Origin of the sequence: Aeromonas sp. 600774 (assembly GCF_049175075.1) — a bacterium.
In the GTDB taxonomy this organism is placed as follows: domain Bacteria; phylum Pseudomonadota; class Gammaproteobacteria; order Enterobacterales; family Aeromonadaceae; genus Aeromonas; species Aeromonas veronii_A.
This window is the reverse complement of record NZ_JAAKUJ010000012.1, coordinates 88,903-111,347: the sequence shown is the minus strand read 5'-3', so window position 1 is coordinate 111,347 and position 22,445 is coordinate 88,903. Positions and strand designations below refer to the sequence as shown.

Sequence of the window (22,445 nt, the reverse complement as noted above, 5' to 3'; positions counted from 1 at the left end):
CATACCAATCAACTTAATTTGATTTTAATATCAATAAAATCAAATTAAGTTGCGCAACATCGCTTTTTCAGCGCCATTATGCCCATCTTTTAACAAAGCGCGACAAATTGTGATGTAACGCACAGACGGAGGGGCTGCCTAGAGATGGTAGCGGGCCAGCAGCTGCTTGTAGGCGGGGGTCTGTTTGAACGCCTTGAGGGCAGAGGAGAAGCGGATAGCCAGCTGGTCGTGGCCGGGCTTGTGGGTAAACGCGAGGAAGTTGCGGTTGTCGTCGGTCAGCAGGCGCGAGCCATGGCTCACCTGATCCTGCAGCCCCTGGGTATGCAGCAAGTAGCGACCGACCCGCTCGTTGAGCACCACCCCGTCCAGCCGACCGGCCATCATCAGATGCAGCTGTTTGATGGCATTCCCCTCCCCCGTCATCGGCATCCGGATCACCCCGGGATCGGTCAGAAAATCGGGGCTGTAGGCATAATCTTCCTGAATACCTATCCGCAGCCCCTTGAGGTCGGAGAGCTGCCTGAAATCCACCGGACGAGCCGATGGATAGAAGAGCACTTCACCGCTGTAAGAGAGCGGCTCTTCGGGGTAGTGGAGCCAGTGCTGGCGGGAAGGTTCAAAGAAGACGTCGACTACCGCATCCCCCTGCTTGAGACGGGCCTGCTGCAGAACCCGCTTCCAGGGCAGCACCCTGATTTCAGTGCGATAACCCATCTGGCGCAACACGGTACAGGCCAGATCGAGATCGGCGCCAGCCAGCTCGCCATTGTCACCACGCATCACATAAGGGGGCCACAGCTCGGTCAGCAGCGTCAGAGTCGGCGGCTCGTTCGTCGCCACGGCCGAACCAGTACCAAACAGGGAGGCCAGCAGCCAGCCGTACAACCCGATCCTTCGCCAACCCTGACACCACATCATGGAGATCCCTCATGGTCCGTATGGATTGAGGATATACAAGGGATGAGCAATAAAAAAGGAGGCCGAAGCCTCCTTGATATTCACTCTCTGAGCGGCACTTACAGTGCTTTCAGGATTGCCTCGACGCTGGCCTTGGCATCGCCAAACAGCATCTGGGTATTTTCCTTGAAGAACAGCGGGTTCTGGACACCGGCGTAGCCAGTGTTCATGGAACGCTTGAAGCCGATGACATTCTGCGCTTTCCACACTTCCAGCACCGGCATACCGGCGATCGGGCTGCCCGGATCTTCCATCGCGGCCGGGTTGACGGTGTCGTTGGCACCAATCACCAGCACGGTATCGGTATCGGCGAAGTCGTCGTTGATCTCGTCCATTTCCAGCACGATGTCATACGGCACTTTCGCTTCCGCCAGCAGCACGTTCATGTGGCCAGGCAGACGACCGGCAACCGGGTGGATACCGAAACGCACCTTGACGCCACGATCACGCAGCTTCTGGGTGATTTCAGCCACCGGATACTGGGCCTGCGCCACCGCCATACCGTAGCCCGGGGTGATGATGACGGAGCTGGAGTTCTTCAGCAGGTCAGCAACTTCCTCGGCGCTGGTTTCGCGGTATTCGCCCATCTCCTGATCAGCCGTGGAGGCCACGCCATCGGAGCCGAAGCCACCGGCGATCACGGAGATGAAGGAGCGGTTCATCGCCTTGCACATGATGTAAGAGAGGATCGCACCGGAGGAACCTACCAGAGCACCGGTGACGATCAGCAGGTCGTTGGAGAGCATGAAGCCCGCCGCCGCAGCCGCCCAACCGGAGTAGGAGTTGAGCATGGAGACCACGACCGGCATGTCTGCGCCACCGATGGAGGCAACCAGATGCCAGCCGAAGGCGAAGGCGATCAGGGTCATCACCAGCAGGGCGAAGGTAGAGCCGCCCGCGTTGACGAAGTAGACCATCAGCGCCAGCGAGGCGACCACGGCCAGCAGGTTCAGCTTGTGGCGGTGCGGCAGCATCAGCGGCTTGGAGGAGATGAGACCACGCAGTTTGCCGAAGGCAACCACGGAACCGGTGAAGGTCACGGCACCGATGAAGACGCCCAGGAAGATCTCGACCAGGTGGATGTTCAGCATGGCGCCGGTCAGGTGCTCGACCTGGGCAACGCTGTTGGCCTGCTCGAACGCCGCACGGGCGGCTGCCAGAGTGGCATCCAGGTTGGAACCGACGGAGACGACCACCTCAGCAGGTGCAGAAGGGTGCAGATCGATGAAGCTGTTGAAGCCCACCAGCACCGCTGCCATACCCACGAAGCTGTGCAGCACGGCCACCAGCTCGGGCATCTCGGTCATCTCGACCTTGAGCGCCAGACGCACGCCGATGGCACCGCCGATCACCATGGCCAGGATGATCCAGTGAACACCACTGGTCTCCGGGTTGAATACGGTGGCGAGCAGGGCGATAGCCATACCCGCGATACCGAACAGGTTGCCATGCTTGGCCGTTTCTTGCTTCGACAGTCCCGCGAGACTGAGGATGAAGAGCACGGCGGCAACGATATAGGATGCTGTTACCAGTCCTTGAGACACGTTAAACCCCCTTAATCCTTACGGAACATCTTCAGCATGCGCTGAGTGACGGTGAAGCCGCCGAAGATGTTGATACTGGCAATCAGCACGGCGATGAACGCCAGCGCGGTAACCAGAGTCGACCCTTGCCCGATCTGCAGCAGGGCACCGACCACGATAATGCCGGAGATGGCATTGGTGACCGACATCAGCGGCGTATGCAGGGCGTGCGAGACGTTCCACACCACGTAGTAACCGACCACACAGGCCAGGATGAATACGGTGAAGTGGGAGAGGAAGGCTGCCGGGGCAACGGAGGCGATCCAGCCGAAGGCGGCGATGCCGAGGGCACCGAACACGAACTTCTTGTTGGAGGGCTTGGCCTCTTCTTTCTTGGCGGCCGGTTTGGCGGCAGCAGGTTTCTGCGGGGCGGCAGAGACAGAGATAGCGGGCGGCGGGAAGGTCACTTCACCGGCCTGGATCACCGTCATGTTGCGCTGAACCACGTCTTCGAAGTCGATGGCAACGTTGCCGTCCTTCTCCTTGCACATCAGCTTCATCAGATTGACCAGGTTGGTACCGTAGAGCTGGGAGGATTGGGCAGGCAGACGACCCGGCAGATCGGTGTAACCGATCACCTTGACGCCGTTGGCAGTGACATGCAGTTCGCCCGGCACTGTGTATTCACAGTTACCGCCAGCCTGAGCGGCCATGTCCACGATGACGGAGCCCGGCTTCATGCTGTCGACCATCTCTTTGGTGATCAGCTTGGGAGCCGGCTTGCCCGGGATCAGGGCAGTGGTGATGATGATGTCCACCTCTTTGGCCTGCTGGGCGAACAGCTCCATCTCGGCCTTGATGAACTCATCGGACATGACTTTGGCGTAACCATCGCTGGATGCACCGTCTTCGCCACCGAAGTCCAGCTTGAGGAATTCCCCACCCATGGATTCGATCTGCTCGGCCACTTCCAGACGGGTATCGAAGGCACGCACGATGGCGCCGAGGGAACCGGCCGTACCGATGGCAGCCAGACCGGCCACACCGGCACCGATCACCAGTACCTTGGCAGGCGGCACTTTACCGGCTGCGGTGATTTGACCGGTGAAGAAGCGACCGAACTGGTGCGCAGCTTCAACCACTGCGCGATAGCCACCGATGTTGGCCATGGAGGAGAGGGCATCGAGGGACTGGGCACGGGAGATCCGCGGCACCATATCCATCGCCATCACATTGATGTTGCGCTCGGACAGCTTCTTGACCAGCTCAGGGTTCTGGGCAGGCCAGATGAAGCTCACCAGAGTGGCGCCATCTTTAATTTGTGCGATCTCGGCATCGGTCGGCGCATTGACCTTGAAGATAAGGTCGGCTTGCCAGACATTCGGCACCACGCTGGCACCGGCAGCCTCGAAGGCGGCATCATCGAAGCTGGCCGACAGGCCTGCGCCGGTCTCGATGGCGACCTCGAAGCCGAGCTTTTTCAGCTGCTCGACGGTAGCCGGGGTCGCTGCGACCCGGGTCTCACCGGCGAGACTCTCTCTCGGTATTCCAATCTGCATGACTATTCCCTGATGGTTAATAAACAATCGCTGCCCAGTGTCTCACTTCTGACGAAACAAGACATGACCAAAGTGCAGGTCCAGGGCTCTTTGTTATGAAAATCAGTAGGCTTTACCTCAACCTCCTGTCATGGTCAGGCCCCCGCTTTTCAGGCGCGAAGGTGATTAGTATCAAATTTTGGAGTTTTATTACAACCGCAGTCCCGACGGCACTCGTACAGAATTCAGCCCATCCCTGGCTACGATTAAAAAAAACAAACCAAATTAGAGGCTTATACCAGTAAAAACGGCTGAAAAAAGTGATCCAACCAGTCAAAAAAAATGTTTTACCGGCCCTCTATCTTAGCGTTTTTTGTTCTTACGAAATCCGCTTTCGTCTCACTTCTCGCAGCGAAACGCCGAAAAGTAACATTTTCCCAACAAAAGCGGGGCCGCTCAGCCGCCAGAAGGCGGGAGAGGACCCCGGCAATTCAATCGTTTCGCCCGTTTGGCACCGATTGGCGGCCCTTACCAGGCCGCTTCATAAATATGCTGGCTCTGCACCAGATCGATATCGCCGTGCTCGCCCAGGCGGGTCATGCCGTGCTCACCCAGCTTGCCGATCAGAGTGTCGATACCCAGATCTTTGAGACCGTAGTCGCGCAGGCGGGTCTTGACCCCCATCCGCTCGAAGAAGTCGCGGGTCGCGGCAATGGCATCGTCGATGCGCTCCGCTTCGCTGCCGCTGTTCAAGCCCCACACCCGCTCTGCGTATTGCAGCAGCTTGGCATGCTTCTGTTTGCGCTTGGCCTGCAACAGGGCGGGCAGCACCACCGCCAGAGTCTGGGCGTGGTCGAGGCCGTGCAGGGCAGTCAGCTCGTGACCCAGCATGTGGGTGGCCCAGTCCTGTGGTACCCCGGCACCGATCAGGCCGTTCAACGCCATGGTAGCGCTCCACATGATGTTGGCGCGTACCTCGTAGTTCTGCGGCTCGGCCAGCGCCTTGGGGCCCTCTTCGATCAAGGTCAGCAGCAAGCCTTCAGCGAAGCGATCCTGCACCTTGGCATTGACCGGATAGGTGAGGTACTGCTCCACGATGTGGACGAAAGCATCCACCACCCCGTTCGCCACCTGACGCTCGGGCAGGGTGTAGGTGAGCACCGGATCGAGCACGGCGAAGCGCGGCATCACGAACGGCGAGAAGAAGTGCACCTTGTCGCCACTGCTGCGACGGGTGATGACGGCCCCCATGTTCATTTCGGAACCGGTCGCCGGCAGGGTCAGCACTGAGCCGAGCGGGATGGCGGAACGCACTTCGCTGCCGACGGTCTCGAGAATGTGCCAGGGATCCTTGGCCGGATCGTAGTGCGCGGCAGCGGCGATAAACTTGGTGCCATCGAGCACGGAACCACCGCCAACGGCGAGCAGGAAGTCGACCCGCTCGGCACGGGCCAGCTCCACAGCCCCCATCAGGGTCTCGTAGGCCGGATTCGGCTCGATGCCGCCAAATTCAAACAGGGTCATGCCAGCCAGCTCGTTGCGGATCTGCTCCAGCAGGCCGCTGCGTACCACGCTGCCGCCGCCATAGGTGATCATGACGCGGGCATCGCTCGGGAGCTGCTCGCGCAACTGGGCGATCTGCCCTTGGCCGAACAGGATTTTGGTCGGGGTATGGAGAGTAAAGTTGTTCATCGACATTGCCTTCTTCTGATAGTGAGGGCGGCCTGGCCGCGAAATCGTGATTGCATTTTTCTCCAGAACCACCCTACCATCAAGACAACATCCTGCTTGATTCTTGCCTATTTCTACAAAGCAGCGAAAACCGGAACTGTCGAATCAAAGAGCCCCCATGCAAAACCGTTACAGCGACCTCGCAGCCAGATTGACCCGCCACGTCACCGCCCCCGGCATCACCCCATCACCGGTGAAACAGGTCAACCTCATCTATACCACCGAACACCATGGCCGCACCCCGGTGCTCTACCAACCGCGGATGATCGTAATCCTGCAGGGGCACAAGGTGGGTTATCTGGCGGATCAGGTGTTTCGCTACGACCCCAACCACTATCTGCTGATGACCCTGCCGCTGCCCTGCGAGTGCGAGTGCTTCGCCTCCCCCGAGCAGCCGCTGATCGGGTTTACCATCGAGATCGATCTGGTCACCCTGCAAGAGCTGTTGCTGGAGCTGGGCGATGCCTTGCCCGCCCCCGCGCCGCAAAAGAGCGGTGTCCACTCGGTCCCCCTGTCGGAAACCATGTTTTGCGCCGCCGAGCGACTGATCGAGCTGATGGATAACCCGTTGCACGCCAGGGTGCTGGGGCCGCAGACGGTGCGGGAGATGCTGTTCCACGCTCTCACCGAGGGGGGCGGCCCGGCGCTGCAGGCGCTCGCCAATCGCCACAACCATGTGGGCCAGATCGCCCGGGTGCTGCGTATGATAGAGTCCCGTTATGCCGACAACCTCACCATGGAGGAGCTGGCGCGGGAGGTGAACATGAGCGTCTCCGCCTTTCACCACCACTTCAAGGCGGTCACTGCCACCTCACCGTTGCAGTACATCAAGTCGTTTCGCCTCCACAAGGCGCGGATGATGATGCTGCACGATGGCATCAAGGCGGGCACCGCGGCGGCCAGAGTCGGTTACGAGAGCAACTCCCAGTTCAGTCGGGAGTACAAGCGCTTCTTCGGCAGCACGCCGACGGATCAGGCCTCCCGCTTCCGGGATGGCCAGCTGCGCATCATCGAGGGATAACAACAGAGGGATTACTTATGCGTTCACTGCTTTGCCTGTTCACCGCTTTGCTGCTGACGGCCTGTACCGGGATTGCCGACGGCATTCGCCCCGTTACCGGCTTCCAGCTCGACCGTTATCTTGGCACCTGGTACGAAATCGCCCGCCTCGACCACAGCTTCGAACGGGGGCTGGAGCAGGTGAGCGCCACCTACAGCCTGCGGGACGATGGCGGCGTCAAGGTGCTCAACCGCGGCAAGCAGAGCGATGGCAGCTGGCGCGAAGCCGAGGGCAAGGCCTACTTCGTCGGCAACCCGGACGAGGCGCGGCTCAAGGTGAGCTTCTTCGGCCCCTTCTACGGCGGCTACAACGTCATCGACCTCGACCCCGATTATCAGCTCTCGCTGGTGACCAGCTACAACCACGACTACCTCTGGATCCTCTCCCGCTCACCCAACCCGCCCAAGGCGAAGGTGGATGCGCTGGTCGCCAAGGCGAAGTCGCTGGGCTTTGCCACCGACCAGCTGATTTGGGTCAAGCAGACCCCCTGAGACAGCACCGGTGGCGATGCCATCGCCACCGGTTCTCTCCGCCTTTCCCTCTCGAGTTCCTCAACCCTGCTCCGCACAACCACCGCCATACCCAGCCATTCGCTGACGGTTGCCAGATAGACATTGCGCAACAATCCCCATCACCCATCACCCATCACCCATCACCCATCACCCATCACCCATCACCCATCACCCATCAATGGAAGAGAATAGCGATCATATTGTCAGCCCAATATTTATTGTCGCCAGGCTCCCCAAAATAATCTGAATGAATGATTAGGGGGCAACAAAATAGCCTGGACGGTGCAGGACTCACCATTTACCAACGAACGATAAACCGACAAAAAGCCCCAACAAGAAACCAATCGAATCCCTTTTTGGGGATTTTTTGTTGCCATCGCAGTAACCAGATGATAAACAGCTCGGCCACCCCAAAATGCATATAAATATTCACTTTAACGAGGTGATTAATTGGAATTTATTAAATTAAGCGGAATTCTTATTATTTTATTGGGATTTTATTTCAAACTCGACACTCTGGCCGTCGTACTGGTGGCCGCCGTCACCACGGCGCTGGTCTCCGGCCTATCCATGACCGATTGCCTCTCCCTGCTGGGTGAAGCCTTCGTCTCCAACCGCATGGTGACGCTGTTTCTGCTGACCCTGCCGATGATCGGCATCTGTGAACGCTACGGTCTGAAACAGCAGGCAGTCACCCTGATCGAGCGGATCAAGAAACTCACCCCGGGCAAGTTCATGACCCTCTATATGTTTATCCGCGAACTGGCCGGCCTCTTCTCGGTGCGGGTTCAGGGTCACACCCAGTTTATTCGTCCGCTGGTCAACCCTATGACTCAGGCTGCTGCTACCAAGGTGCACGGCAAATTAAGCGAAGAGGATGAGGAATATATCAAGGCGCGGGTTTCCGCCACCGAAAACTACGGCAACTTCTTTGCCCAGAATACCTTCGTCGCCTCAGCCGGGGTATTGCTGATCGTCGGTACATTTGAATCTCTTGGATATAGCGTCTCTGCCGTCGATATTGCCAAGGCATCCATGCCAATAGCCATTATTGCCCTGCTGATGGTGGCTATTTCCAATATGTGGTTTGACCGTCAGATGGCCAAGACATATACCGTGAGCAGCGACAAGGAGGGGCAACAATAATGGCGACCCTCATCCCCAACATGCTCGAATTCTTTTATGTGCTGATCGGCGTCATCCTGTTCAGCAGCGCCTGGCGCGTCCTGCGTGACCCCAGCCACCCGGCCAAGATCGGCACCGCCCTGTTCTGGACCATCCTGGGTGTGCTGTTCGCCTTCGGCAGCTATATCCCCAATGTCATCAATGGCGTGCTGATCCTCGCCATGGGGGCCATCACCCTGCTCAAGCAGGTGAAGATCGGCAAGCTGGAGCAGGCGAGCGAGGAGGAGTCCCAGCGCCACGCCAACCGCATCGGCAACCGGATCTTCCTCCCCTGCATCCTGCTGGCCGTGCTGGCGGTGGTGATCGCCCAGTTCACCCCCCTTGGCGGTCAGGTCGGTATCGGTCTGGCGGCGGTCATCGCCTTCGTCATCACGGTACTGCTGACCCGGGCCACCCCCTCCACCGTAGTGGGTGACTCCGACCGGATGATCCAGCAGGTCGGCATCACCGGCATTCTGCCGCAACTGCTGGCTGCGCTCGGGGTGATCTTCAACACATCCGGCGTCGGCGATGTCATCTCCCACGGGATCTCAACCGTAGTGCCGGTCGGCAGCCCCTTCGTCGGGGTGGTGGCCTACTGCCTCGGCATGATGGTCTTCACCATGATCATGGGCAACGCCTATGCCGCCTTCACCGTCATCACCGCCGGCATCGGCATCCCCTTCGTCATCGCCCAAGGCGGTGACCCGGTGTTAGCCGGTGCGCTGGCGATGACCGCCGGCTTCTGCGGCACCCTGATGACCCCCATGGCAGCCAACTTCAACGCCCTGCCCGCCGCCCTGCTGGAGATGAAGGATCTCAACAAGGTGATCAAGGTGCAGGTGCCGATGGCGCTGACGCTGGTGCTGATCCATATCGCCCTCATGTATTTCTGGGCATTCTGACCATTCGGGAGAAGATGATGAAAGTACTGATTACCGGTTTTGACCCCTTCGGCGGCGAGCCCATCAACCCGGCATGGGAGGCGGTCAAACGCCTGCCGGAAACCATTCTGGACGCCACAGTGATCAAGGCGCAGATCCCCACCGTCTTTGGCAAGTCAGCCACCCTGCTGGCAGAGCTGATGCGCCAGTACCAGCCCAACGTGGTGATCAACGTCGGTCAGGCGGGCGGCCGCTTCGCCATTACCCCGGAGCGGGTCGCCATCAACATCGACGATGCCCGCATCCCCGACAACGAGCAGCAGCAACCCATCGACGAAGTGATTCAGGCCGATGGTGCTCCGGCCTACTTCTCCCGTCTGCCCCTCAAGGGGATGGTGCAGCGCATCAAGGAGAACGGCATTCCGGCGGCGGTCTCCAACACCGCCGGCACCTTCGTCTGCAACCACATCATGTACCAGCTGCACTACCTGATTGAAAAAGAGTTCCCGGCGGTGCGCGGCGGATTTATCCACGTTCCCTACATCACCGAGCAGGTAGCGGACAAGGTGAACCAGCCCTGCCTCGCCATGAGCGACATTACCCGCGCTCTGGCGCTGGCCATCGAGGCGGTGGTGCTGCAGCAGGATGGCGATATCAAGGTCGTGGGTGGCGAGATCTCATGAGCCTTTGCCAGCCACGCCCGCTGTTCGTCTACGGCAGCCTGATGGACGGGCTGTTCAACTACCGCCGCTATCTGGCTCACCACGTGAGCCAAGCGCCGCGGCGCGCCCGGGTGCGCGGCGCCCTCTATCATCTGCAGCACAAGGGCTACCCCGCCCTGCTGCAGGGGGATGACTGGGTTTATGGTGAGCTGTTTGTGTTGGACGAATTCCCTGCCGCCATCGCGGCCCTCGACGAGATGGAGAACTTCCACGGTGAAGATGATCCCCAGAGCGAATATCTGCGCCAGCTCATCGAGGTGGAGATCTTCGACCCGGCGCAAGGGCGTTATGTCGGCCAGCGGCAGGCCTACCACTACCGCTACGTGGTGCAGCACGATCCCAAATGGCAGCAGGGCAAGCACTATCTGCCCGACGGCAACTGGCGTGCCTTCCATCTGGCGCAGCTGGAGAGCGTCGCCTGACTGTCAGCGACAATAAATAACAAAGGGCAGCCCGCGGGCTGCCCTTTTTCATGGAAGATGGCCTGAGGATCAGAGCCGGAAACGGCCGATCTCCTGCTCCAGCCGCTCGGTCAGCGCCTTCAGCTCGGCCGCCTGCGCCGCCTCCTGATTGGCCTGCTCGGCCAGCTCTTGCGAAACGTGGCGGATATTCTCGGTATTGCGGCTGATCTCGCTGGTCACCGAGGTCTGCTCTTCGGCCGCCGCCGCAATCTGGGTCGCCATGTCGCTGATAGAGCCGATCGCCTCGTTGATCCGGGCAAGGCTCTGGTTGGCCGCTTCGGCATCCTCGACGCTGGTACCCGCCAGCTGACGGCTGGTCTCCATGCCGCCCACGGCGCGACGGGTAGTCTGCTGCAGGGTCTCGATCATCTGCTGGATCTCGTCGGTGGAGTCGTGGGTACGGCGCGACAGCACCCTCACCTCGTCCGCAACTACCGCGAAACCGCGGCCCTGCTCACCGGCCCGGGCCGCCTCGATGGCGGCGTTGAGCGCCAGCAGGTTGGTCTGCTCGGCGATGCCGCTGATGGTCGCCAGAATGCCGCTGATCTTCTGGGCATGGCTGTCCAGCTCATTGATGATCTGGCTGGCATCGGCCACTTCGTCCGCCAGACCGGTAATGCTGCGCTGACTCTGGCCAACCTGGGATTGGCCGGCGACCGCCAGTGCAACCGCATCGGTGGCGGTAGTGGCGGCAAACTCGGCGTTACCGGCGATCTCCTGGGTGGCGGAGGCCATTTCGGTCACCGCGGTCGCCACCATCACGATCTCGTCCTGCTGCTGGCGCACCCGCTGACTGCGGGCCTGCGCCCCGGCCGCCTGGGCACGGGACTGGGCCGCCAGCTCGACGGTAACATCCCGCAACCGGCTGACGATACCGTGCAGCCGCGCCACGAACTGGTTGAAGTTCTGGGCCAGCTGACCCACCTCATCCTTGCTGTGAGTGTTGATGTGAACGGTGAGATCCCCCTCGCCGTGGGCAATGTCGTGCAGGGCGTGCGCGACCCGACCGAGATCGGCGAACAGGTATTTGAAGGTGGCGGTGAGCAGAGCGCTGAATACCAGCATCAGCACCAGAGTCAGCCCCACCAGCTCCCACAGCAGGCTGCTGAGCGGCGCCTCCAGCACATCGCGATACATCACCATGGCCAGCAGCCAGTCGGTGCCCGGCACCGGTTGTACCGCCAGCAGCACATCCCGCCCGTCGAGGATGGCGGCGTGCAGCTCGCTGTTTTCACGTCCCCACTGCTGGAAGGTGGCGGCAGAGAGTCCCGGCGCCAGCTCGGCGATGGGCTTGAGTGCCAGATCCTTCTGCGGATGGCCGACGATGAGGCCACTGCTGTCGAGCAGCATGGCGTAGCCCTCACCCTGCACCTTCATCGCCAGCACTTCGTCGATAAGCTTATCGAGCGCCAGGTTGGCGCCCACGGCACCGACCAGCTCGCCCTGATGGCGCACCGGCTCGGAGAGGGTGACCACCAGCTTCTGCATGGTGACGCTGACATAGGGGGCTGTGACGATGAGCTGCCCCGCCTTCACCGCATCCTGATACCAGGGGCGCTCGCGTGGGTCATAGTTGCCGGTGTTGAGGGAGGGATCCTGCCGGGTCATCACCCCCTGCGCGGAGCCAAAATAGGTGAGCCCGAACCCACCGGAGGTGTAGGCCTGCTTCAGGTGCGGCACCAGCTCGGCTTGGGGGTTATCGCTGATCAGGTTGACCAGCGCATGGACGGTGTTCTTGCGATCCGTCATCCAGTCGCCGATGGCGACCGAGTAGGCGTGGCCATAGTTGACCGCCTCGCTCTGGATGGCGCTCATGGTGCGGGATTTTAGGGTGTGAAAGGCAACGATGCCGAGCAGTGATGCCATCAGCAGCACTACGCCAAGACTGGTGGCCAGCAGCTTGCCGCGCAGAGAGAGGGTCATGACGACGAATCCTTGTTGTTGTGTCAGGCAGGGAAAACCCTGATGTATCAAAGGCTATCGGCCGCAATATGAACAGACTTTAGTGAATCTGTATATTTTCCCATCTATCAACAACAGAACGCGCTATTCGTGTGAAGCAGATCGCTATTCCATGCTATTGACTCTTGTAACAACAAAGCAGCAGGCCGCCCTAAGGCGGCCTGTCACTTACTCCTGATATGCACCGGCGGAGTAGGTCAGCTCATAGCTGTGGCTGTAGATCTCGACGATATTGCCGAAGGGATCTTCCATGTAGACCATGCGGTAGGGTTTCTCGCCCGGGTAGTACTCGCGCACCGGCATCCGCTGCTTGCCGCCCGCCGCGACGATGCGCGCCGCCAGCCCCTCGACATCCGGATCCTGCACGCTGAAGTGGAACACTCCGGTCTTCCAGAATTCGAAGTTGTTTTCGCGCTGCTCGCTGTTGGGGAACTCGAACAGCTCGATGCCGATCTTGTCGCCGGTAGAGAGGTGGGCAATGCGGAAAGAACCCCAGCCCGGGCCGAACACGTCATTGCACATCACGCCGATGGCGGAGTCATCCTCGGTGATGGTGGTCGCCGGCATGATGAGATACCAGCCCATCACCTTGGTATAGAACTCGACCGCTTTGTCGAGGTCAGTCACCGTGATACCGATGTGGGAGAAGTTGCGTGGATAAGTCATACGTCACCTTGAAATTGTGTGTGGGAAACAGGTGACATGATAGGAAGGGGCGACATAATGAAAAATAAGGTCAAACTAATGGAAGGCATAAATTAAATTTATGGTTAATCCACTCTGGCTCCACACTCTGGTGGTGGTGCATGAAACCGGCAGTTTTACCCGCGCCGCCGAGCGGCTGGATCTCACCCAGGCCGCCGTCAGTCAGCATATCTCGCGTCTCGAGGCCGAATTTGGCTCCCTGCTGCTGCGCAAGCCTCGTCAGCTGGAGCTCACTCCGCGCGGGCTGGTGCTGCTCGACTTCGCCCGCCAGCAGGCGCAGGCAGCCGAACAGCTGCGAGCGCGCCTCTCTGACGACGACCCTCACCACGGCGCCATCACCCTGTCCACCCCCGGCAGCATCGGCCTGCTGCTCTATCCCCTGCTGCTCGACCAGCAACAGGAGCACCCCGGACTCACCATCCAGCACCGCTTTGCCCCCACCCCCGACATAGTGCAGGCGGTACTGGCGGGGCGCAGCGATCTGGGACTGGTGGATCAACCGCCGGAGCACCCCAGCATCGCCACCGAGCCCTTCGCCCGCGAACCCCTCTGTCTGGTGGTACCCAACGACGGCGAGGAGCAGAGCTGGCAGCACCTCTGTCAGCTTGGCTTTATCGACCACCCGGATGGCCGCAGCATGGCACAACGCCTGTTGGGACGACGCTACCCCGGCCAGCGCGTTGACGAGATCCCCCTGCGCGGCTTTACCAACCAGATCGGCCTGATCCTGGAGCCGGTCGCCCGCGGCCTTGGCTTTACCGTACTGCCCCGCTTCGCCGTCACCGCCTTTGCCCAGCAGGAGAAGATCCGGGTGATCCAGAGCAGCATTGAAGTGATCGACACGCTCTGGCTGATCTACCGCGCCGAGTGGCCGCTCCCCGCCCGCCACCAGCGGCTGGTCACCGTGCTGAAACAGCGGGTTGCTGCACACTGAACGCTCTTGCGGCAGACATCGAGATCAATGTGGCCACAGTCACCGGACGGCTAACTGCAAGAAGGAGAAGAGGAAGGAAAGATGGATAAATTGGCGAACGCCGGAAATGCGAAAGGCCAGCTCAATGAGCTGGCCTTTCTGAAAATGGCAGGGGCGGCAGGACTCGAACCCGCAACCATCGGTTTTGGAGACCGCTGTTCTACCAATTGGAACTACGCCCCTGCAACAAACGAGGCGTAGTATACAAAGTGGAGATCAAAGGTAAAGGCTTTTTTTACGCTTTCGATGCGATTGCACAAATCCCGAACAAGTCGCGGTTGTTTGTGCAGCGAAGCGGGATAACTTGCTGTATTTGCAGCCCTGCCGGGGTAGGAATGGGACATAAATGGGGGTAGGGTGAAATCAGGTACCGGGAGGCCACTTATGCTCAATTACCGACTGCTCCAACAACTGGCGCCCCTCAACTTCAGGGATGAACGCAAAACAGAGCCCCTGCCCGCCTATCTTGAACGGGTCGCGCCGCTGGTGCCCTTTATTCCTGAAAATGTGCTCTCCCAGTGGATTTACCGCCATTGGCGCGGTTTTGAGTCCAACTGGAGCTTTATCGATCTCGCCAGCCATCAATTCACCTGTGAAAGCTGGCCCACCGCGCAACTGGTAGAGCAGGTGGACTCCCGCCATATGGAGGTGATCGAGCGCTGGGGGGAGATGCTGCGCAGCAACCGCTATGTCCGCCGCTCCTGGCTCGGCGAGAAGATGCTGAGCGAAGGCACCTGGCCCGAACCGGTCATCGTACTGGCGCCGGAGGAGGGAGCCAGCTACCCGAACGGGCAACTGCTGCCGCAACCCTACTGCCTGCTGGAAGGACACCACAGACTCGGTTATTTGCGCGCCATGGCCCGCGATGGGGAATCGCTGCAAGAGACGCACAAGGTGTGGATTTGTCGTCACATTCCCACCACTTAAACGTTTTTCATGCTGAAATTGGCATCGGAAATAAAATTTTGACAATTAAAAAAGCGGCCCTATAATCTGTCCGGTTTTGAAAAAGGTCGGGACGAAACGATGCAGTTTTTGATTCAGAAAACAGCCTTGCAGACGGGTGGTGCGCACCAGAGCGGCCCCGTTGTTTCCGGTTCCCACCCCAACGATCCCCAGTTATTTTTAAAAAAAGCCCCTGTTTCAGGGGCTTTTTTTTGTGCCCGAAAAACCTCCAATGATGTCAAAGGGAATGCAGACGATGACCAATCCACTCTATAAGAAACATGTCATCTCCATTTCGGACCTGACCCGGTCAGAAATGGAACTGGTAGTCTCAACCGCACAACGGTTGAAGGCTGAACCTGACACCAGCCTGTTGAAAGACAAGCTGGTTGCCAGCTGCTTCTTCGAAGCCTCCACCCGCACCCGCCTCTCGTTCGAGACCGCGGTACAGCGCCTTGGCGGCAACATCATCGGCTTCGCCGACGGTGGCAACACCAGCGCCAAGAAGGGCGAGACGCTGGCTGACTCCATCAAGATCATCGGCTCCTACTCGGATGCGGTGGTGATGCGCCACCCGAAAGAGGGCGCGGCCCGTCTGGCCTCCGAGTTCTCCCGCGTGCCGGTCATCAACGGCGGCGACGGCTCCAACCAGCATCCGAGCCAGACCCTGCTCGACCTGTTCACCATCCATGAGACCCAGGGTCGTCTGGACAACCTCAACGTCGCCTTCGTCGGTGACCTGAAATATGGCCGTACCGTGCACTCGCTGGCCCAGGCCCTCAGCCTGTTCAACTGCCGCTTCTTCTTCATCTCCCCGGAAGCGCTGGCGATGCCTGACTACATCTGCGAAGAGCTGGAAGAGAAGGGTATCCAGTTCAGCGTCCACCAGACCATGGAAGAGGTGATGCCGGAGCTGGACATCCTCTACATGACCCGCGTCCAGAAAGAGCGCTTCGACGAGACCGAATACAAGCACATGGCCGCCAAGTTCATTCTGGAGCTGGCGACCCTGGAAGGGGCCAAGCCCACCATGAAGATCCTGCATCCCCTGCCCCGCGTCGACGAGATCGATGTGGCGGTCGACAAGACTCCCCACGCTTGCTACTTCCAGCAGGCGGAGAACGGGGTCTATGCACGCCAGGCGCTGCTGGCACTGGTACTGAACGAAACTGTCTGAGCTTAGGGGAATATCATGTCTGACAAGAACCAACTGCAAGTCGAAGCCATCCGTCACGGCTCCGTCATCGATCACATCCCCGCTGGCCAGGGCATCAAGATCCTCAAGCTGTTCCAGCTGGTTGAAACCCAGGAGCGGATCACCGTCGGCTTCAACCTGAAATCCGGCGCGCTGGGCAAGAAGGATCTCATCAAGATTGAGAACACCCGCCTGACCGAGCAACAGGCCAACCAGCTGGCTCTGTTCGCCCCGAAAGCGACCGTCAACATCATCGAAGACTTCAATGTGGTGAAGAAGCACCAGCTGGAGCTGCCGGAGTTCATCGCCGGCGTGTTCCACTGCCCCAACTCCAACTGCATCTCCCACAACGAGCCGGTAGACAGCTACTTCCGGGTGCGCGAAGTGAAAGGCGTGGTACGGATGAAGTGCAAATATTGCGAGAAGTCCTTCACTCAGGACATCGTCAGCGAGCGTTACTGATATCTGATTGGGCCCCACGGGGCCCATTTTTGAACCCTGTCACATCACCGAATTTCCAGTCAGCTATAATTTGCCATCGCAAGATGGTAATGCCCGCTCATTCCCTGCATATAGGTTGATTATCAGTGTTTTTACCTGATAACTGACTGCTATGGCAGATATCGCGCGTTTACCTCCGGTCATCATCAAAGGAATTCGCCGTGGTCAAAACCCTCAGTCGTCCCGTTGCCCAAGAGCCCGATCTGGCCCAGCTGGATGCCTGTCGCCAGATCATCGGTCAGCACTGCTACAGCACCCAGGAAGAGATCCGCCGCGAGCTGTCGGAGCGCGGCTTTGCCGACATCAGCCAGTCCACCATCTCCCGCCTGCTGCGCCGCCTCGGCGTTGCCAAGGCCCAGAATGCCAACGGCAAGAAGGTCTACACCCTGGTCGACGAGCAGCTGGAACCTGCCGGCAGTACCCGCTCGATCCACGACATGGTGCGCGAAGTGGTGCACAACCAGCAGATGGTGCTGATCCACACCACTCCGGGGGCCGCCACCGTGGTGGCTCGCCTGCTGGATCGCAACGCCAATCCCGAGATCATGGGCGCCGTCGCAGGCAATGACGTGGTGCTGGTCGCGCCGCGCCATATCAGCCGTACCCGTCAGGCCCATGCCGCCGTGGTGCGCACGCTGGCGCAGGCCCGCTAAGCCATTTCCCCTAAATATATCGAGGCGACCCGCGGGTCGCCTTTTTGTTGCCTGCTACTTTGTGTCCATCACTTCTTGCGCCCATAAAAAACGGGAGCCCGCAGGCTCCCGTTTCATCTTGCTTGTCACTCTCAGGAGAGCACGGCCCCCAGGCTCAGGCAGACCACGATCAGCACGGTCAGGATACCGAGCAGCGGAGCCACCCACTTCAGCCAGCGCACATAAGGCACCTTGGCGATGGCCAGGCCGCCCATGACCACGGCTGAGGTCGGGGTCACCAGATTCACCAGACCGGAGGCTGACTGGTAAGCAGTCACCACCAGATCGCGGCCCACGTTGGCGAAGTCGGCCAGCGGCGCCATGATCGGCATGGTCAGTACGGCCAGACCGGAGGAGGACGGCACCAGGAAGGAGAGCACCACTTCCAGCACGAACATCACGTTGATAAAGACGATGGTGGAGAGGCCGGTCACGATCCCTTCTGCACTGTGCAAAATGGTGTGAGTGATCATGCCGTTATCCATCACCACCACGATACCGCGGGCGATACCGATGATCAGCGCCACCCCCAGCAGGTCACGGGCACCGTCGATAAAGTTGGAGGTCAGCTCCTCCTCGCTCATGCGGGAGATAAGACCAACGATGATGGCGGCAGCCAGGAACACGCCGGAGATCTGCGCCATCCACCAGCCCAACACGGCCACACCGTAGATCATCACGGCAAAGGCGGCGACGAAGATACCCAGCACGATTTTACGGGTCAGGGTGAACTCCAGCATCTGGTCGCTCTTGTTGCCAAGGAAGTGGGCACGGTTCTCTTCCCACTTGTCAGCCACCAGCGATTTGCTCGGATCGCTGCGCACCATCTTGGCGTAACGCATGACGTAGGCAACGCAGAGCAGCCAGCCGGCGACCAGCATGGCGACGCGCAGCCAGATACCGTCGGTGAAGGAGATACCGGCCGCGTTGGCCGCAATCACGGTCGCAAACGGGTTGATGGTGGAACCCAGAGTACCGATACCGGCCCCCAGCAGCACGGTTGCTGCAGCCACCACAGGGTCGAAGCGGGCGGCCATCATCACCGGCACCAGCAGGGTGTAGAACGGCAGCGACTCTTCGGCCATGCCGTAGATGGTGCCGCCTGCGGCGAACAGCGCCATCAGGATCGGGATCATCCACTCTTCCCGGCCGCGCAGACGATCGGTGACGCGCTCGATACCGGCATCGATGGCACCTGTCTTGGTCACAATGCCAAGAAAACCACCGATGATCAGGATAAAGAGGGAGACGTCGATGGCGCCTGCCTCATAGGTGTCGTGGTTATAGAGGCCATCGATAGGTGCCAGCAGCACATCGACGATCCCCTGGGGATTCCCCTCCACCAGTTTGTAGGTACCCGCCACCGGCACTTCTTTGCCGAGGGCTTCGTTCATGGTCATCTCATATTTGCCGGCCGGCACTATCCAGCTCAGGGCGGCCACCAGGGCGATCAGCACAAACAGTATCGTGTAGGCTGACGGGAACTTGAATTTGGTCATGGTCCAGCTTCCTTCTGTGGGTGTGGTATCCATGCAGGCTGCGGGTTGTAGGGTTAGAGGTATTATGCCGCTGTCACATGGTCGAAAAGCCGGGGGTCGCCCCCCGGCACCACTACTGCGACCTTAGTCGCCCAGCGTAGCAACCATCACTGCCTTGATGGTGTGCATCCGGTTTTCGGCCTCGTCGAACACGATGCTGTGCTCGGATTCGAACACGTCCTCGGTTACTTCCAGGCCTTTCATGCCATATTTGTCAGCCACTTCCTTGCCCATGGTGGTCTCGTCGTTGTGGAACGCCGGCAGGCAGTGCATGAACTTCACATCCGGGTTTTTGGTGGCGTTGATGACATCCATGTTGACCTGATACGGGGTCATCAGTTTGACGCGCTGATCCCAGGCTTCTTTCGCTTCACCCATGGATACCCAGACGTCGGTGTAGAGGAAGTCCGCACCCAGCACGCCCTCTTTCACATCTTCGGTCAGGGTGATGCGTGCGCCGGTCTCTTCGGCGATCAGGCGGCACTTGGCAACCAGCTCCTCTTCCGGCCAGAAAGCTTTCGGCGCGACCAGACGGATGTCCATGCCCATTTTGGCGGCGCCGACCATCAGGGAGTTACCCATGTTGTTGCGGGCATCACCCAGGTAGGCGAACTTGATTTGATCCAGACGCTTGCCCTTGCCGTGCTCCAGCATGGTCATGAAGTCGGCCAGGATCTGGGTCGGGTGGAATTCGTTGGTCAGGCCGTTCCAGACTGGGACACCGGCGTAGGCGCCCAGCTCTTCCACGATCTCCTGACCGTAGCCGCGGTATTCGATACCGTCATACATACGACCCAGTACACGGGCGGTGTCCTTCATGGACTCCTTGTGACCAATTTGGGAACCGCTCGGGCCAAGGTAGGAGACTTGCGCGCCCTGGTCGAAGGCCGCCACTTCAAATGCACAACGGGTACGGGTGGAGGTCTTCTCGAAAATCAGGGCGATGTTCTTGCCGACCAGATGCTTGCGCTCGTAGCCACCGTATTTGGCTTTCTTCAGGTCGATGGCCAGGTCGATCATGTATTGGATTTCGCGCGGGGTGAAGTCCAGCAGTTTCAGGAAGTTACGGTTACGCAGATTAAAAGCCATGATGAGTTCTCTCTATATATGTTTCAGACCAGTTCGGGCAGTAGTGTTGACTACGCATTCTCAGTACAGCTGTCGGTAATTACGCATGTACGGTGCGGGTGGCGACGATATTGGTGCCGGCTTCACCCTTGAGGATGGCGAGGCCATCTTCCAGCGAGCCGATGCCAACCATGCCGCCGGTCGCTTTGACAAATTCACAGGAGGCTTCGACTTTCGGTCCCATGGAACCTGCGTCGAACTTGACCCCGGCCAGCTCGTCCGGGCTGGTGATCCGCAGCGGACGCTGGGTCGGTTTGCCCCAATCCAGATAGACGGCATCGGCATCGGTCAGGATCAGCAGGGCGTCGGCCTTGATCTGCTTGGCCAGATAGGCGGCAGACATGTCTTTGTCGATCACCGCTTCGATACCGGTCAGGCTCTGGCCATCCCAGGTCACCGGGATACCGCCACCACCGGTACAGATGATGAGGTGGCCCTGGGCAATCAGGGTTTCAATGGCGTCGCCTTCAACGATGCGCTGGGGCAGCGGGGATGGCACTACGCGGCGGAAGAACTTGCCGTCAGCCTTGACCACCCAGTGCTTCTCTTCTGCCAGAGTGCGGGCTTCAGCCTCTTCGTAGACGGGGCCGATAAATTTGGTCGGGTTGGCAAATGCCGGATCCTTGGGATCGACCTGCACCTGAGTCAGCAGCGCGGTGACGTTGCGGCTCGGCATCAGGTTTTTCAGCTCCTGGATCAGCATGTAGCCGATCATGCCTTGGGACTCGGCACCCAGCACATCCAGCGGATAGGGGGATACCTTGGTGTAGGCGCTGTTTTGCAGGGCCAGCAGGCCGACTTGCGGGCCGTTGCCATGCACCAGCACCACGTTGTACTCCTGAGCGATCAGTGCGATGGTCTTGGCGGCAGTTGCAATATTCTTGCGCTGGATATCCGCTTCCAGTGGCTCACCACGACGGAGCAGAGCATTGCCACCCAGAGCGACGACGACAGTTGGTTTTTTCATAGTGGTTAATCTCGAGTTTGGTTCTGTGTGGCGCCAGCCTCTGCCGGCGCCACGCCGTCTCATCAGATGCTGTCGCGTTCCATCGGGCAGCTCATGCAGCGGGCGCCGCCGCGGCCACGGCCCAGTTCATCACCCGGGATGGAGAGAACTGTGATACCGGCCTTGTCATACTTCTCATTGGTGTAGGTATTGCGCTCGTAGCCCACCACCACGCCGGGACGCACGGTCAGCACGTTATTGGCGTCGTTCCACTGCTCGCGTTCGGCTTCGAAGCTGTCACCGCCAGTGGTGATGATCTTCAGCTGATCCACGCCCAGTGCTTTCTCGATAGCAGTGACGAAGTAACCCTCTTCCTTGATGTTCATGCCGGTGGCGCCGCCCGGAGTCAGGCTCCAGCACTGCACATCCTTGCGGATCACTTCCGGATAGACGGAGAAGGTGTCGATATCCATATGGGTCATGACGGTATCCAGGTGCATGCAGCTGCGGTGTTTCGGCAGTTCCATGGCGATGACCTGTTTGGCCTGACCATGTTTGAACAGGCTGCGAGCCAGATGCTCGACACCTTGCGGGGTGGTGCGCTCGGACATGCCGATCAGCACGGCGCCGCGGCCGATAACCAGTACGTCGCCACCCTCGATGGTGGAGTTGTCGTAGTCACGATCCTCGTCACCGAAGTACTTGATGAAGTCCTGACCGGCAAACATCGGGTGCCAGCGATAGATAGCCTTCACGTGGTTGGTCTCGCGGCGACGGGCTGGCTTGGCCATGGGGTTGATGGAGACGCCGCCATAAACCCAGCAGGAGGTATCACGGGTAAAGAGGTGGTTGGGCAGCGGCTCAATGATGAAATCGGTCGGTGCGTGCATGCCTACTACCATGTTGACGCCGCTGTAGGGCATCTCGGAGTAAGTCAGACCGCCAGAGAGAATGCGGGCCAGTTCGCGGTGCGGCATGTCAGCCAGGAAGCAGCGCACATCGTTGGCAAAAGAAGAGCCGAGGCGATAGTCGGAGACCTGATGTTGCAGCAGCCAGGTTTTGGCTTCCGGCACATCCAGGGTTTCGGCCAGCAGATTGGTCAGCAGGAAAACTTCGACATTCTGATCGCGCAGTACCTGAGCGAATTTGTCGTGCTCCTGACCGGCACGTTCAACAGACAGGACGTCATCGAACAGCAGATCCTGGCAGTTGGAAGGAGTCAGACGCTTCAGACTGAGGTTGGGGCGGTGCAACATGACACGGCGCAATTGGCCAACTTCAGAACCTACATAAAATTTGCTCATGATT

General features: G+C 59.5%; 22 protein-coding genes and 1 tRNA gene. 12 read left to right on the top strand and 11 right to left on the bottom strand.

Features of this window, described 5'->3' with window-relative positions; genetic code table 11:
- Positions 1–138 precede the first annotated feature (138 nt).
- The 4 genes from G5171_RS14385 to yqhD form a co-directional block, all read right to left on the bottom strand.
- On the bottom strand, positions 139–918 hold the full coding sequence (locus G5171_RS14385; RefSeq protein WP_421250907.1) for a substrate-binding periplasmic protein: 780 nt from the start codon (positions 916–918) through the stop codon (positions 139–141).
- Positions 919–1,016: 98 nt separating this feature from the next.
- The gene (gene pntB / locus G5171_RS14380; RefSeq protein WP_005339759.1) at positions 1,017–2,501 is read right to left on the bottom strand and encodes a Re/Si-specific NAD(P)(+) transhydrogenase subunit beta; all 1,485 of its coding nucleotides are present in this window, start codon (positions 2,499–2,501) and stop codon (positions 1,017–1,019) included.
- Positions 2,502–2,512: 11 nt separating this feature from the next.
- On the bottom strand, positions 2,513–4,039 hold the full coding sequence (gene pntA, locus G5171_RS14375; protein ID WP_040070064.1) for a Re/Si-specific NAD(P)(+) transhydrogenase subunit alpha: 1,527 nt from the start codon (positions 4,037–4,039) through the stop codon (positions 2,513–2,515).
- Positions 4,040–4,546: 507 nt separating this feature from the next.
- Positions 4,547–5,710 (bottom strand): alcohol dehydrogenase, encoded by a 1,164-nt coding sequence (gene yqhD / locus G5171_RS14370; protein ID WP_335843572.1) that lies wholly within the window; start codon positions 5,708–5,710, stop codon positions 4,547–4,549.
- Between the two features lie 157 nt (positions 5,711–5,867).
- Here yqhD and G5171_RS14365 point away from each other — a divergent pair, with 157 nt between their 5' ends.
- The 6 genes from G5171_RS14365 (at position 5,868) to G5171_RS14340 (ending at position 10,513) form a co-directional block, all read left to right on the top strand.
- Complete coding sequence (locus G5171_RS14365) at positions 5,868–6,770, top strand: AraC family transcriptional regulator (RefSeq protein WP_019446575.1); 903 nt, start codon at positions 5,868–5,870, stop codon at positions 6,768–6,770.
- 17 nt (positions 6,771–6,787) lie between these two features.
- Positions 6,788–7,300: a lipocalin family protein gene (locus G5171_RS14360; RefSeq protein ID WP_005356301.1), complete on the top strand. Its 513-nt coding sequence runs from the start codon at positions 6,788–6,790 to the stop codon at positions 7,298–7,300.
- 471 nt (positions 7,301–7,771) lie between these two features.
- Positions 7,772–8,467, top strand: a complete 696-nt coding sequence (locus G5171_RS14355; RefSeq protein WP_005341931.1) for a DUF969 domain-containing protein — start codon at positions 7,772–7,774, stop codon at positions 8,465–8,467.
- Positions 8,467–9,390: a DUF979 domain-containing protein gene (locus tag G5171_RS14350; protein ID WP_421250909.1), complete on the top strand. Its 924-nt coding sequence runs from the start codon at positions 8,467–8,469 to the stop codon at positions 9,388–9,390. The genes G5171_RS14355 and G5171_RS14350 overlap by 1 nt, the downstream gene beginning before the upstream one ends.
- Before the next feature lie 14 nt (positions 9,391–9,404).
- The gene (gene pcp, locus G5171_RS14345; protein ID WP_421250910.1) at positions 9,405–10,052 is read left to right on the top strand and encodes a pyroglutamyl-peptidase I; all 648 of its coding nucleotides are present in this window, start codon (positions 9,405–9,407) and stop codon (positions 10,050–10,052) included.
- Entirely contained in the window at positions 10,049–10,513 is a 465-nt protein-coding gene (locus tag G5171_RS14340) for a gamma-glutamylcyclotransferase family protein (protein WP_421260347.1), read from the top strand. The genes pcp and G5171_RS14340 overlap by 4 nt, the downstream gene beginning before the upstream one ends.
- A 69-nt stretch (positions 10,514–10,582) precedes the next feature.
- Here G5171_RS14340 and G5171_RS14335 read toward each other — a convergent pair whose 3' ends face one another.
- The gene (locus G5171_RS14335; protein ID WP_421260346.1) at positions 10,583–12,475 is read right to left on the bottom strand and encodes a methyl-accepting chemotaxis protein; all 1,893 of its coding nucleotides are present in this window, start codon (positions 12,473–12,475) and stop codon (positions 10,583–10,585) included.
- 207 nt (positions 12,476–12,682) lie between these two features.
- On the bottom strand, positions 12,683–13,180 hold the full coding sequence (locus G5171_RS14330; protein ID WP_338772963.1) for a lactoylglutathione lyase family protein: 498 nt from the start codon (positions 13,178–13,180) through the stop codon (positions 12,683–12,685).
- 100 nt (positions 13,181–13,280) lie between these two features.
- Here G5171_RS14330 and G5171_RS14325 point away from each other — a divergent pair, with 100 nt between their 5' ends.
- Positions 13,281–14,153, top strand: coding sequence for a LysR family transcriptional regulator (locus tag G5171_RS14325; RefSeq protein ID WP_338772965.1), 873 nt, complete (start codon positions 13,281–13,283; stop codon positions 14,151–14,153).
- 145 nt (positions 14,154–14,298) lie between these two features.
- On the opposite strand, the gene G5171_RS14320 is transcribed toward G5171_RS14325, so the two are convergent.
- A tRNA-Trp gene (locus G5171_RS14320) sits at positions 14,299–14,375 on the bottom strand.
- 201 nt (positions 14,376–14,576) lie between these two features.
- Between G5171_RS14320 and G5171_RS14315 the strand changes: the two genes are divergently transcribed.
- The 5 genes from G5171_RS14315 (at position 14,577) to G5171_RS14295 (ending at position 17,486) form a co-directional block, all read left to right on the top strand.
- On the top strand, positions 14,577–15,119 hold the full coding sequence (locus tag G5171_RS14315) for a hypothetical protein (protein ID WP_421260345.1): 543 nt from the start codon (positions 14,577–14,579) through the stop codon (positions 15,117–15,119).
- Between the two features lie 99 nt (positions 15,120–15,218).
- Complete coding sequence (locus tag G5171_RS14310) at positions 15,219–15,413, top strand: hypothetical protein (protein ID WP_013724188.1); 195 nt, start codon at positions 15,219–15,221, stop codon at positions 15,411–15,413.
- Positions 15,394–16,314 (top strand): aspartate carbamoyltransferase, encoded by a 921-nt coding sequence (gene pyrB / locus G5171_RS14305; RefSeq protein ID WP_005339735.1) that lies wholly within the window; start codon positions 15,394–15,396, stop codon positions 16,312–16,314. The genes G5171_RS14310 and pyrB overlap by 20 nt, the downstream gene beginning before the upstream one ends.
- Positions 16,315–16,329: 15 nt before the next feature.
- Positions 16,330–16,794, top strand: coding sequence for an aspartate carbamoyltransferase regulatory subunit (gene pyrI, locus G5171_RS14300; protein WP_005339730.1), 465 nt, complete (start codon positions 16,330–16,332; stop codon positions 16,792–16,794).
- A gap of 200 nt (positions 16,795–16,994) precedes the next feature.
- The gene (locus G5171_RS14295; protein WP_005339728.1) at positions 16,995–17,486 is read left to right on the top strand and encodes an arginine repressor; all 492 of its coding nucleotides are present in this window, start codon (positions 16,995–16,997) and stop codon (positions 17,484–17,486) included.
- 131 nt (positions 17,487–17,617) lie between these two features.
- On the opposite strand, the gene G5171_RS14290 is transcribed toward G5171_RS14295, so the two are convergent.
- The 4 genes from G5171_RS14290 to arcA all read right to left on the bottom strand — a co-directional run bounded on the left by G5171_RS14290 (position 17,618) and on the right by arcA (position 22,441).
- Positions 17,618–19,024: a YfcC family protein gene (locus G5171_RS14290; protein WP_005339725.1), complete on the bottom strand. Its 1,407-nt coding sequence runs from the start codon at positions 19,022–19,024 to the stop codon at positions 17,618–17,620.
- A 123-nt stretch (positions 19,025–19,147) separates the two neighbouring features.
- Positions 19,148–20,152 carry an ornithine carbamoyltransferase gene (gene argF / locus G5171_RS14285; RefSeq protein WP_005339721.1) on the bottom strand — a complete coding sequence of 335 codons (1,005 nt, stop codon included), beginning with the start codon at positions 20,150–20,152 and terminating at the stop codon, positions 19,148–19,150.
- 79 nt (positions 20,153–20,231) lie between these two features.
- Positions 20,232–21,158, bottom strand: coding sequence for a carbamate kinase (arcC, locus tag G5171_RS14280; RefSeq protein ID WP_139428743.1), 927 nt, complete (start codon positions 21,156–21,158; stop codon positions 20,232–20,234).
- Positions 21,159–21,220: 62 nt separating this feature from the next.
- Positions 21,221–22,441 carry an arginine deiminase gene (gene arcA / locus G5171_RS14275; protein WP_139412110.1) on the bottom strand — a complete coding sequence of 407 codons (1,221 nt, stop codon included), beginning with the start codon at positions 22,439–22,441 and terminating at the stop codon, positions 21,221–21,223.
- Positions 22,442–22,445 lie beyond the last annotated feature (4 nt).